The 13,175-nt window shown below is 40.1% G+C and carries 11 protein-coding genes; 7 read left to right on the top strand and 4 right to left on the bottom strand.

Annotated elements, in window-relative coordinates; translation table 11 throughout:
- Window positions 1-28 precede the first annotated feature (28 nt).
- Together KO525_RS15510 and KO525_RS15505 are read right to left on the bottom strand one after the other, a co-directional pair.
- The gene (locus KO525_RS15510) at window positions 29-1,723 is read right to left on the bottom strand and encodes an NAD-dependent malic enzyme (protein WP_215964753.1); all 1,695 of its coding nucleotides are present in this window, start codon (window positions 1,721-1,723) and stop codon (window positions 29-31) included.
- Between the two features lie 176 nt (window positions 1,724-1,899).
- The gene (locus KO525_RS15505; protein WP_252736569.1) at window positions 1,900-3,690 is read right to left on the bottom strand and encodes an alpha-amylase family glycosyl hydrolase; all 1,791 of its coding nucleotides are present in this window, start codon (window positions 3,688-3,690) and stop codon (window positions 1,900-1,902) included.
- A gap of 210 nt (window positions 3,691-3,900) precedes the next feature.
- Here KO525_RS15505 and hisF point away from each other — a divergent pair, with 210 nt between their 5' ends.
- Entirely contained in the window at window positions 3,901-4,674 is a 774-nt protein-coding gene (gene hisF, locus KO525_RS15500) for an imidazole glycerol phosphate synthase subunit HisF (protein WP_215964930.1), read from the top strand.
- Between the two features lie 105 nt (window positions 4,675-4,779).
- On the opposite strand, the gene KO525_RS15495 is transcribed toward hisF, so the two are convergent.
- Together KO525_RS15495 and KO525_RS15490 are read right to left on the bottom strand one after the other, a co-directional pair.
- Window positions 4,780-5,871, bottom strand: coding sequence for a PQQ-dependent sugar dehydrogenase (locus tag KO525_RS15495; RefSeq protein ID WP_215964752.1), 1,092 nt, complete (start codon window positions 5,869-5,871; stop codon window positions 4,780-4,782).
- 155 nt (window positions 5,872-6,026) lie between these two features.
- Window positions 6,027-6,848, bottom strand: coding sequence for a DUF3025 domain-containing protein (locus KO525_RS15490; protein WP_215964751.1), 822 nt, complete (start codon window positions 6,846-6,848; stop codon window positions 6,027-6,029).
- Between the two features lie 297 nt (window positions 6,849-7,145).
- On the opposite strand from KO525_RS15490, the gene KO525_RS15485 reads away from it, so the two are divergent.
- The 6 genes from KO525_RS15485 (at window position 7,146) to hpf (ending at window position 13,135) form a co-directional block, all read left to right on the top strand.
- On the top strand, window positions 7,146-8,693 hold the full coding sequence (locus KO525_RS15485; RefSeq protein ID WP_371744426.1) for a M28 family metallopeptidase: 1,548 nt from the start codon (window positions 7,146-7,148) through the stop codon (window positions 8,691-8,693).
- Between the two features lie 280 nt (window positions 8,694-8,973).
- Complete coding sequence (gene asnB, locus KO525_RS15480; protein WP_215964749.1) at window positions 8,974-10,653, top strand: asparagine synthase B; 1,680 nt, start codon at window positions 8,974-8,976, stop codon at window positions 10,651-10,653.
- Between the two features lie 153 nt (window positions 10,654-10,806).
- Window positions 10,807-11,193: a tautomerase family protein gene (locus tag KO525_RS15475; RefSeq protein ID WP_215964748.1), complete on the top strand. Its 387-nt coding sequence runs from the start codon at window positions 10,807-10,809 to the stop codon at window positions 11,191-11,193.
- Window positions 11,194-11,558: 365 nt separating this feature from the next.
- On the top strand, window positions 11,559-12,119 hold the full coding sequence (locus KO525_RS15470; RefSeq protein ID WP_252736570.1) for a MotA/TolQ/ExbB proton channel family protein: 561 nt from the start codon (window positions 11,559-11,561) through the stop codon (window positions 12,117-12,119).
- The gene (locus KO525_RS15465) at window positions 12,119-12,472 is read left to right on the top strand and encodes a DUF2149 domain-containing protein (RefSeq protein ID WP_215964746.1); all 354 of its coding nucleotides are present in this window, start codon (window positions 12,119-12,121) and stop codon (window positions 12,470-12,472) included. Before KO525_RS15470 ends, KO525_RS15465 begins: the two co-directional genes overlap by 1 nt.
- A gap of 303 nt (window positions 12,473-12,775) precedes the next feature.
- Entirely contained in the window at window positions 12,776-13,135 is a 360-nt protein-coding gene (hpf, locus tag KO525_RS15460; RefSeq protein WP_215964745.1) for a ribosome hibernation-promoting factor, HPF/YfiA family, read from the top strand.
- Window positions 13,136-13,175 lie beyond the last annotated feature (40 nt).

Raw genomic sequence — 13,175 nt, 5'->3', positions numbered from 1 at the left:
GAATGCGTTTATAACCACAAACGTTCGATTAAACACTTACCCGCTTATACGGTCTATATTCTGGTTGCCAGAAGTTTTTATTAATTTTATCGCGTAATTGTTCATCGGATAACGGCAGCGCTAAACCTTGCTCTATAGCAACTTTAGCCACATTAAATGCGATGGTTTTACTTAACTCTGGTAAATCCACCAGCTTAGGTAATAACGCGCCATCATTATTTTCTACAACCGGACTCGCGTCAGCCAAGGTAACACTTGTGGCCATTAACATTTCATCACTAATCAACTTAGCACCGACTGCAATCACACCTAACCCAATACCTGGGAAGATATAAGCATTATTACACTGGGCAATTTCAAACGTTTCTCCATCAACTTCAACTTTACTAAATGGGCTGCCAGTGGCAACGATGGCTTGACCTTTAGTCCATTTCAGAATGTCTTCCGGACGGGCTTCTATTTGTTTAATTGGATTACTTAGTGGGAATATAATCGGTTGTTCTGTGCCTTTTGACATGGCTTTAACAACTTCTTCGGTAAACAATCCTGGTACGCCAGACACCCCGATTAAAATTCCCGGTTTGGCACAATGCATAACATCCAATAAACTTGGGTAGTCACCTGAGTACTGCCAGTCTTTTAGATTTTCTGCACTTTGAGTCAAAACTTGCTGAAAATCTCGTAAGTCCGTCATACCTTCTGAAACCAAACCGTGGCGGTCAATCATAAAGACTTGGCTACGTGCAGTTTTGTCGTCAACCCCCTCTGCCTTCATCTGCATAATGATTTGCTCAGCAATCCCACAACCGGCAGAACCAGCACCTACAAACACGACTTTTTGTTCAGATAGTTTTTCGCCTTTTTTGCGACATGCGGCTAACAAGGTTCCAACGGTTACCGCAGCGGTTCCCTGAATATCGTCATTAAAACAACAAACTTCGTCTCGATAACGTTTTAATAATGGCATTGCGTTTGGCTGTGCAAAATCTTCAAATTGGATCATAACGCCAGGCCAACGCTTTTGAGCCGCGCGTATAAACCGTTCAACAAACGCATCATATTCCTGTTGAGAAACTCGTTTGTGACGTTCGCCCATATACATTGGGTCGTTTAATAGCTTTTCGTTATTTGTGCCTACGTCTAATGTGATAGGCATAGTATATGCGGGGCTGATCCCACCACAGGCTGTATAGAGACTCAATTTACCAATTGGGATCCCCATACCACCAATACCTTGGTCACCTAAGCCTAAGATCCGTTCGCCGTCGGTAACTACGATAACCTTAACTTTTTGTTTAGTTGCGTTGCGTAGGATATCTTCCATTTGGTCGCGTTCGGTATAGGAGATAAACAATCCCCGGTTACTGCGATAAATATCAGAGAATTTCTCACAGGCATCGCCCACCGTCGGGGTGTATATAATCGGCATCATTTCTTCAATATTGCGCTGCAACAATTTAAAAAATAAAGTCTCGTTATTGTCCTGAATTGCACGTAAATAGATGTGTTTGTTGATCGGATCGTCAAAACTTGAAAACTGGCGGTAAGCACGATCGACTTGTTCTTCTATCGTTTCATAACGAGGTGGTAGCAACCCCATCAAGTTAAAATTAGTTCGTTCCAATTTACTAAATGCTGTGCCTTTGTTTAACAACGGCGTTTCAATCAGTGCAGGACCGGAGTGGTGAATATACAGTGCGCTTTTTGGCTCAGGCTGGATCATTACTTTCCTAATTATTATTGTTGTCGGGTATCTGCCTATTTTAGTAATTTTTTAGCCATTTGTGAAAGACTTAGCGGTATTAATAGCAATTAATTTTAATTTAGTTAAAAACACCTTTAAAACAAAAAAGCCCCGAACAATTTATTTGTCCGGGGCTTTTTCTGCGTTAGCGTAAACTATCGACCAATTCGGTATATACTCATACTTAATGCAGGTAACGTCGTCGAAACAACCCTGTTTTTCACATTCGCCTTTTTACCATAAATTAATTCAGCTGAATGACCTTCAATTGATTGGGTAAAGTTTTTTTCCTCAGTTGCAGAGTTAAAAACAACGATATAGTCTTCGTTATTAGCAAAAGAACGTTTGATCGCAAAAATCCCTGGTTCATCACTTGTTTGTAAAACCGTTTGTTTGCCCTGACGAAGTGCTTTGTGCCCATGGTACAACTCAGCATATTTAGCAAACTGCTGGTAAATAGGATGCGAAGGGTCAAAATTGTCATCGGCTGTGGTTTTACTCGTGCCATACAGATTATTATCATTATACTCTGGCGTCACTGAAGGCATCATGTCTTCGCGCGCACCGCGGTCCCCACCGTCGCCAGTGAATCCCTGCTCATCACCATAATAAATAACAGGAATACCGCGCGCAAAATACATCATCGCATTGGACAATAAAAAGCGTTGTATTTTTTCGTCTTCATCTGCATTTGGCAACGATTGGTCAAGCGTATAAGCAAGTCGTCCCACATCATGGTTACTGACAAAATTCATCAACAGATCAGCAGAGCTATTATGATCTTCGTATTTTACATCATGGCTAAATAAGTCCGCCAAATTGTCAGTGCCTTTTTGACTGGCAAATACATCCTTAACTCGATATTGAAATGCAAAATCTAAAACAGAAGGCATATCACCTGTAGTTGTGTAATGACTTAATACGTCGGTATCACCAGAGAAAACTTCACCAAACACAAAAAATTGTGGGATCCCAATAGACTGAGCAAACTCAGTTATCGCGGGAGTAAATTGCTGCCAAAATTCAATATTCACGTGTTTGACGGTATCAATTCGAAAACCGTCTGGTTTAAATTCTTTAATGAGATTATTGAATATTTCAATCATGCCTTTTACAACTTCAGGGTTGTCGGTATCAACATCATCAAGTCCCATAAAGTCACCGTAAACAGAGTTTTCCCCCTGCCATGTACTATCACCTTGATTGTGGTAAAACTTAGGGTCATTTAACCATGCAGGGCTTTTTAACTCAGCGGTCCCCTCAGGTAAATATGGTGTATAACCCTTACCAGCTTTTGTATCGGCGACTGAACGATAATCACATAATGCGGTAGAAGTACTAAATTGAGGTTGGTCACTGCCATGGCATTCTTTGAATTTAATCACATCTGCGGTGTGGTTTGTGATGATGTCAAAAAACACTTTTATATTTTTAGCGTGGGCTTTGTCTATAAACTCTTTTAGATCCGCATTGGTACCCAAATGAGGGTCAATTTCCGTAAAATCTAACGGCCAATAACCATGATAACCTGACGAATCGCCCTGCACTGCTTGATTACGGAGGATAGGCGTAAGCCAAATTGCCGAAATCCCTAAATCTTTTAAATAATCTAAACGCTTAGTAAGCCCCTTAATGTCACCACCATGGTAATGCCCAGTGCTTTTTGGATCGAATCCACCAGAGCTAATTTTGATGGTTTTAGATCCTAAGTCATTGCTCGGATCACCGTTATCAAATCTGTCTGGCATAACAAAATAAAACACATCATCACGGACATCCCGAGTCAGATAATGTTCTGAAAATTCTATATCACCCGTAGCGTTTATTTTATTGCTTGCGCCTATTGATGTTTCCATCGAGCTTTTACCGCAACCATTTAACATTAAAAGAGAAGTTGTCACGGCTGCCATGCTAAGTATTTTCATACCTAAATATCGTTTTGTCATAAAATTAAAGCCAAATCCACTGTTGTTGTGACGTCAATTTAGCCGATCACAGGGGGCTTTGGGAACCTATTTACTGATGACTACGTATGCACTTTATGGATGTTAGGCATTTAATATAATTAATTCCTGAAAATAAAATTCTAGAGTCTTGACACTAAACATGTGGTCAGCGACCATTACGGTCCAGAATTTGTCATAGTTGAAGTATATATGTTAGCCAAACGGATCATTCCTTGTTTAGACGTTAAAGACGGTAAAGTTGTTAAAGGTGTTCAATTCAGAAACCATGAAACGATTGGCGACATAGTGCCATTAGCTGAACGTTATGCTGCCGAAGGCGCTGACGAACTTGTCTTTTATGATATTACCGCCTCTAGTGACGCTCGCGTTGTTGATAAAAGTTGGGTTTCTCGAATTGCTGAGGTTATCGATATTCCATTTTGTGTTGCCGGTGGAATTAAGAGTGTTGAGCAAGCCGGTGAAATTTTGGCAATGGGTGCAGACAAAATCTCAATAAACTCCCCAGCCTTGTTAAACCCAAGTTTAATCACTGAGCTGCATGACCGATATGGTCAACAATGCGTTGTAATCGGGATTGATTCATTTTTTAATGCGGAAACTGGTGAGTACGAAGTGTACAAATTTACCGGTGATGAATCTCGAACTCAAAAAGCAGGTTATCGTACACTTGATTGGATAGAAGAAGTGCAGTCTAGAGGCGCAGGAGAAATTGTATTAAATTGCATGAATCAAGATGGCGTTCGTAAAGGATATGACATCGAACAACTCGCTAAAGTTCGTGAGAAATGCAAAGTCCCTCTCATTGCTTCTGGTGGCGCTGGTGAAATGTCGCATTTCTATGACGTTTACCAACAAGCTGGTGTCGACGGAGCCCTTGCTGCGTCAGTATTCCATAAAAAAATCATCGACATTCAAGAGCTAAAATCGTATTTAATTAGCAACAATATTCCAATCAGAACCTAATAGTTAACGGAGCGAGTTTACCTAATTCGCTCCTTTTATCATCATAAACATTTTGTCGCAAAGTCAGTTCCACTGCCTGCTAGGGGTTTAGTGAAACTGATTTAACTAAGGTTTAGTCAGGCGAAGTAACTTACCACTGTCGGTGATCAAATATATCCGGCCAACGTCATCCAATTCAATATCTCTAATTCGCTCGCCGCGGTCTTTTAAATACACTTCTTGTTTCACTACTGACACTTGACCATTTTTATCGTTTAATCTAACAACTCTCATCTGCGTAAACTTTAACGCTGTTGCCAATATATGGCCATTTAGATCAGGGAACATTGCGCCATAATAAACCAACATAGATGACGGCGCGATGGACGGTGTCCATTGCAATAAAGGCTGTTCCATCCCCGCTTTATGAGTTAAATCACTGATGATATCCCCAGAGTAATCAACACCATAGGTAATTGCAGGCCAGCCATAGTTTTTCCCAGCCTGGATGATATTAATTTCATCACCGCCTTTCGGGCCATGTTCGTTAGAAAATAGAATTTTGCGTTTGTTGTCAAAAAACATGCCCTGTGGATTACGGTGCCCATAGGAATATATTTCATGCAGTGTTTTCTTTTTACCAATAAACGGATTATCTGCCGGAATAGAACCATCGTCATAAAGCCGTATAATTTTACCAAGGTGTGAGTTTAGTTCCTGAGCTTGTTCTTTGTAGAGGTAACCGTCTCCAACCCCAAAAACCATTGAATTATCTGCTAAAAAGCTAATTCGCCCTGCGTAGTGCAACGCTTGTTTTTTAGTCGGGGAAGCCATAAAAAGTGTTTTTACGTCGACAAACTCAGATCCCGTAAATTTTGTTCGGATAAGTTTAGTGTAGTTTTTCGTCGCCGTCCCTTCACCAAATGTAAAGTAAACGTACTTGTTTGATGCATAATTAGGGTGAGCATATACATCTAACAAGCCTCCTTGCCCAACATTATAAACGGAGGGTAAACCTTGAAGTGCAGGCAGCATAGTTTTGCCATCATAGAGTCGCACATCACCATCTCGTTCAGTAATTAACATTTTGCCACTGCCTATGTGACTTATGCCCCAGGGCCGTTGCAAATCGTCAGCTAATACATCTACTTTAAAGTCGAATTCAGCATGACTGTAAAAACTAACCACAGCCAACATACTCAAAATCATTTTTAACATATTGGTTCCTAGATAGTTATGAAATTAGCTCATCAACGTTTGGCATATGACTCTAACAAAAAAATACCAATTAGTGCCCACCGGTTATGCTCTATCAGACAAACACTAATGATATAAACTCTACATTCAACCGCTGTTACTTAAATCGCAATTAATTATTTTCGTTTTGGCTGAAAATAATCTTCATTTAAATAAAAATCAGGATGTTCATTTTCAGAATACCAGTTAGGTACGCCTAACAATGGCAGCGGGAATAACTTTTGATTGTCGTTAAGGGCACCGGATTTAATATACTTTGCTAGTCTTTCGTCCACCATTCGATATTGAACGTTTAATGGTAACGACAACAACTCAGCGCTCATCTCTAGCGCTAGCCATTTTCCGGTTAAGCCGATATACGGTTTTGTTAACATCTCATAATTTGCATGTCCAAACTGAAACACACCAACCCCGTCGGCTTTAGCGCAGTGCCAAAGTTTGCGATTATCAACAAACGTTTCAGTCCATTGATGCGACTCCAATTTCGTTAAAACCTCTTTGTTTGTCGTTACCAATACGACTCCGCATTCATCAAACAAAGTTAAGGCGTTTCGTAATTTAGAACGTTGTTCCTTGCCATTTTTTTGGATGTCGTCAAAGTGCAATTTGTTAATTAACGCTTTAGTCTGCGGGAACAAACTCCATGTTAACGCGCCAAACACATCGTGCCACGACTGTTCACGAGTCGGTATTTTACCGGTTGTGTAAATCACTTCTTCGTAGGCCACAGCGCTAAAGTTTTCGCTGACCTTTTGCGGCACAAATTCAATCGCTTTGTTATTTAGATTGGTAATGTCATAAGGAAAAAGCGTCGCAAGCTCTTCACACGTTGGCCAGTTAGACCACTCGTCAAAGGCGACCAATCGATTAATATCGTCAAAAACACCTTGCGCTGCAAAGTCAGTGGTCCAATGGGTAAGTGGTTGGAATTTTTTCATTATTAAAGGTTACGCTTATTAAATACTTCCTCAATCAATAACTTAAAACAATATAATCGAGGATAAAATCGAATAAACTGAGTATATCAGAAACGAAAAGTTTACACTTTCCAATATCTGAATTACTGCAGCATTATTTGCCACACGGTTCGCCTTGCGTATACTGATGAAGTTAAATGTTTCATTTTAAAACATTGCATTTATAGGAAATTGTTCATGTTTCGACACCCAGCTTTAAGAAAATGGATTGTTGCTTTATCCGTTGTAACAAGTCCATTGTTTGCTGCCAATGACAAAATGTCAGCTGCATACCTTTCTATTTCTGATCAAGACCTCGCCACTCACGTTAAAGAAATTGCCTCAGACAAATACATGGGCCGATTGCCTACTGGTCCGGGAGAGCAATTAATGCTTGATTATTTAACGACTAATTTTAAAAAATATGGTTTTCAACCTGGTAATGGCGACAGTTTTTTACAACCTGTTGATCTGGTCGAAATCGTTGCAAGTGAAGACCAAGTATTAACACTTGGCAATAAAAAATATCAATTTAGAAAAGACATGGTCATGGGCACCAGTCGCACAAGTGAACTTGAAAAACTAAAAAACTCAGAGCTTGTTTTTGTAGGTTATGGCATTAACGCACCAGAATATAACTGGAATGACTACGCCAATGTCGATATGAAAGGCAAAACCGCCGTTATACTTGTCAACGATCCGGGGTTTGAATCCGGCGACGACAGTAAATTCCAAGGTAAAACCATGACCTATTACGGTCGTTGGACATACAAATATGAAGAAGCGAGCCGTCAAGGTGCTGCCGGAGCTATTATCATTCATGAAACCGCGCCAGCATCATATGGCTGGAGCGTCGTAGAAAATAGCTGGACAGGCCCGCAATATGGACTTTGGAAAGACGACGGTAATAAGAGTCGAGTCGCCGTTGAAGGTTGGATCCAGCGTAATGTTGCCGTAGAGCTATTTAATCAGGCTGGACTCGATTTTGAAACTTACAAAAAACAAGCAATGAAAAAGCCAACAGCTGTAAATTTGAGTGGTTTAAAAGCTTCGGTCGTTGTTAATTCAAAAGTAAAAAAATCAACCAGCTATAACTTTATTGCAACCCTACCCGGCGCTAAACGCCCTGACGAACACATCATTTACACCGCCCACTGGGATCATATTGGTTTTGACGACACTAAAAAAGGCGACAAAATCTATAATGGGGCCCATGACAATGCTACGGGCATTGCTGGCTTATTGGAGTTAGGACAAGCATTCAGCATATTAAAAAATCGGCCTGACCGCTCAATTACTGTGCTGGCCGTTACAGCGGAAGAGCAAGGTTTGTTAGGTTCTAAGTTTTATGCTGAAAACCCAATTATCCCACTGAATAAATCCGTCGCGAATATCAATATGGACAGTCTTAATATTCTTGGAAAAGTCAAAGAAGTGGCTGTTCAAGGCTTAGGTAAATCAGAACTCGACAATTACCTTACCGTTGCTGCAGCAAAACAAAACCGAACTTTAATTAAAGGTAAAAACCCATCTGCGGGTTACTATTATCGCTCGGATCATTTTAACTTTGCCAAAGTGGGTGTTCCAGCCCTTTACGCTGGCAATGGCGAAACCCCTGTCGATGAAAAAACGGCGAAATACAGTAAAAAAATGAAGTTGGTTGTGCGCGGTTGTTACCACCAACCATGTGATGAATATCGTCGTAATTGGGACCTCACCGGAGCGCAACAAGACGTACAACTCTTTTTCGATATTGGCTATTCATTATCGACTAACGAAGACTGGCCAAAATGGTCAAAAACGTCCGAGTTTCAACGTTCAAAATAGTCAGATATTTAGTATTGTCTAATCTTCTGCGGCCCTTTCAATACGGGCCGCTTCAATCGAGTCCCAACCTCCAAAATTGTTCAATAAGTCTTCGTTTAATCGCCTACATTTATTAATTGCACAAAAATCACTTGGCATAATTTAAAGTTTATGACAGTGTGCGATAAGAGTTAAAGTACTAACTCTAATTACACTTATACAACTGCTTAGGCCAGTGACCGCGCCAAAGTCAAACCTAAGCACCGTGATTTTGATTATTAATTTTTGGAGTACAACACCTATGTGTTCGATTTTTGGAATTCTGGACATCACTACTGATGCCACAGAATTGCGCCCTAAAGCGTTAGAATTATCTGGTTTATTACGTCACCGTGGCCCTGATTGGTCTGGTATTTGGAGTAACGACAATGCGATTTTAGCCCATGAGCGGTTAGCGATTGTCGATTTAGAGAATGGCGCGCAACCTCTATTAAATAATAATCGAAATCACATATTAGCCGTTAATGGCGAAATTTATAACCACAAAGAATTGCAGGCCGAACTGACCGTCGACTATCAATTTCAAACCCAATCTGACTGTGAAATCATTTTAGCGCTATATGAACAGGAAGGTTTAGGGTTTATCGACAAGCTTAAAGGCATGTTCGCGTTTATCTTAGTTGATGAAACAGATAACAGTTACCTAATTGCACGTGATCACATGGGGATCATCCCTCTGTATTATGGTTATGACATGCATGGTCAACTGTATGTGGCTTCTGAAATGAAAGCACTTGTACCAGTTTGTCGTACCGTAACTGAATTTCCTCCTGGCCATTACTGGTCAAGCCGTGACGGCAAAATTACGCCATATTATTCGCGTGACTGGAGAGAGTTTGACAACGTTAAAGACAACAAAGGTTCTGCAAAGGAAATTCACGACGCATTATCTAACGCTGTTAAGTCTCATATGATGTCTGACGTACCATACGGCGTATTACTTTCAGGTGGCCTTGATTCATCTGTAATCTCTGCTGTTGCGCAAAAATACGCGCAAAAACGCATTGAAGATGATGGCCAATCAAAAGCTTGGTGGCCACAACTGCATTCATTTGCTGTTGGTCTTGAAGGCGCACCGGATTTAATCGCAGCGAAAAAAGTTGCCGACGCGATTGGTACGATCCACCACGAAGTGCATTACACTGTACAAGAAGGTATCGACGCCATTCGTGACGTTATTTACCATTTAGAGACATACGATGTAACAACTATCCGTGCCTCTACTCCAATGTATTTGATGGCGCGTAAAATCAAAGCGATGGGCATTAAAATGGTTCTTTCTGGTGAAGGTGCAGATGAAGTGTTTGGTGGTTATTTGTATTTCCACAAAGCACCAAATGCAAAAGAATTCCATGAAGAAACCATTCGTAAATTAGACCGTTTGCACATGTTTGACTGTGCTCGTGCTAATAAAGCTATGTCGGCATGGGGTGTTGAAGCCCGTGTACCATTCTTAGACAAAGAATTCTTGGATATCGCAATGTCGATAAACCCTGAACTAAAACTTTGTGGTAGCAATGGTAAAATGGAAAAACACGTTTTACGTGAAGCGTTCGAAGGTTATTTACCTGAAGAAGTATTGTGGCGTCAAAAAGAACAGTTCTCTGACGGCGTTGGCTACAGTTGGATTGATTCTCTTGTTGAAGCAGCGGAATCTAATGTGACTGACCAAATGATGGCAAGCGCGGAATATCGCTTCCCTCATAACACACCACAATCTAAAGAAGCGTATCATTACCGCACAATTTTTGAAGCGCACTTCCCATTAGATTCAGCAGCTGAATGTGTCCCTGGCGGTAAGTCAGTTGCATGTTCAACGCCTGAAGCGATTGCATGGGATGCTAAATTTGCAGCCAATGCTGACCCATCTGGCCGTGCTATGTTTGATGTTCACTCGTCAGGATATAACGACAAATCGTAATACCGACATAACACAAAACAAACATTAGAAACGGCGCTCAATTAGCGCCGTTTTTTTATACCTATTTAATCAAACTGTACAATCTGCTGGAATAAGAAAACAAGAAGTTATTATTAATATTAATGTATTAACGGGATCAAAAAAGGAAACATTATGATTGTCATTTATGGAATTAGAGAAACGTTAAACCCAATAAAAGCCACTCTATCTGATGTCATCCACGCGAGCCTTGTCGCCGTATTAGGATTGCCTGAAGATAAACGTATTCAACGATTTATGCCGATGGACGCTGATAATTTTTATTACCCAAGTGACCGAAGCGCCCAATATACCATCATTGAAATTAACATGATGGAAGGACGCACCATAGAAACCAAAAAAGCGCTAATCAAGCACCTATTCACGTCGATTGAATCGACATTAGGTATCAAACCTATTGATGTCGAGATTACCATTCATGAGCAACCAAAACATTGCTGGGGATTTAGAGGCATTACTGGAGATGAAGCAAACACCTTAAGCTACAAGGTAGATGTTTAACACACAACGACTTGCAATTGATTTCAGGGACTAGCTTTAAATGAAAAAAGCCAGTGTGTGCGCACTGGCTTTGACTTCCAACATAAACAAAAACTGCTCTATTAACTTCGATGTTAATAAACCAAAAATTAAACTACCACGTCGTAGTTTAATCTTGATTTGGTACGGATATAAATACCAAAGGCCTGTAATCCAAAGTATTTAATGTGTCATACCAAACCACGGAAAGATAATGACACACCGCAAAATTTAAGTCAAATGATAATGATTCGTATTTACATTTTATTTTATTACTTTACAATACGGCTCTGAAATCAATTTATTAAGTAAGGTCCACCGTGTTAATCAGTCAAATTGAAACTCTAATGGCAGACATGTCAGAACTATTTATCGTTCCGGTACTATTTTTAATTTGCGGCATGTTCATCTATGCCCTTTTTGAACTGGGTAAGTTTATTTCCCAATCAATATTACGTCGTAAACATTCGGTACAGTACGAAACAAGTTTAAAACAAGGACTAGCCAAACCTATTGCAGGTTACCCAATTCATAATTATTTTATTGCCAACCCTCAATGTGATGAAGATGAAGTCGATGTGTTTGCTTTAAAGCAGTTGGAGTCATTAAGGATCGTCACTAAATTGAGCCCAATGTTAGGCTTAATTGCAACAATGATCCCAATGGGACCGGCACTAAAAGCACTTGCTGATGGTAATATTCAAGGGATAAGTGAAAACCTCATCATTGCTTTCGCCGCGGTTATTTGGGGATTATTGGTTTCGACCATTACATTTTGGCCTGCGTCAGTTAAAAAGCGCTGGTACGCCACTGAGCTGATCAATATTCGCAAATTCAGACGCAATGATGATCAAGTGACAACAAATGAACCTGAATTTGAAACCGAGCTTGTACAAGGAGCAGCGTAATGCGTTTGCTCAATGAAGACGAAGAATTAAACCCAATGAGCAGTGCGGTCAATTTGGTGGATGTATTTTTGGTAATCATAGCGGCCCTGCTCATTGCCTTAGCCCAAAACCCGCTAAGTGTGTTTTCTAGTGATGATGTCACCGTCATAAAAAATGCCGGTAAACCAAATATGGAGGTTATTGTTAAAAAAGGAAAAGAAATTAAAGAATACAAGTCCACCGGGGAAATGGGCTCAGGTGAGGGGTCACGTGCTGGGGTTGCCTACAAAATGGCAGATGGCAGTTTTGTTTATGTCCCTGAAGATGGTGACACAAAAAACGATCCCACGAAAAATAGTCAACCTAAGAATTAATCGCTGAAAGCAAAACCAGCATGTAATACCAACACAATTTATTGCCCTTTTGTTATGTTAAATTAACTCACCACAAACCGCATAAAAATGGCTTAAAAATGACGTAAGAAAGTTACTGCGACATTGCATAAAAAAAACCGCCTCTTTATGGCGGTTTTTTAACTTTTATAAAACTAAATTTGTAATAAAATCGTCAAGTTGGTGAAATAAACAGCAAACAAACCAGTTAGCACTGGAAAAATAAAATAAGAGGGCCATAGTTATTAATGAGCGTATGCTCTGCATATCTAAGGACAAAGTTTTATGAAGATAAATATTTCTGGTCATCACCTCAGTGTTAAAGATTCTATTAAAGAACATGTTGAGGAAAAACTAGCAAAAATCAGTGAGCACTTTCCTGAACTTATTTCGACAAACGTCATACTCACTATAGATAACAAGAAAAATGCGATTGCTGAATTTGAAACCGTATATCACGGACACAAAGTCGCAGTTAAAGATTCAAAGGACAATATTACAGTTGCCATAAACAGAGCAACCGATAAGCTTCACCGTGTATTAGTCGACCGAAAAGGTATCGAACAAGCCGCACGCAACGATAAAATAGAAGAAGTAGAGCAAGATCATACCCATGAACATCTGCAAAACTTGCAGCTAAATTAATCTCACTTCCAAAAAAAAAACGCTAGGTTCTATCCTAGCG

The sequence above is a fragment of the Psychrosphaera sp. B3R10 genome (genome assembly GCF_018861025.1).
Lineage (GTDB): Bacteria > Pseudomonadota > Gammaproteobacteria > Enterobacterales > Alteromonadaceae > Psychrosphaera > Psychrosphaera algicola.
Note: the sequence above shows the minus strand (reverse complement) of the source record. Positions and strands in the feature narration are given on the sequence as shown.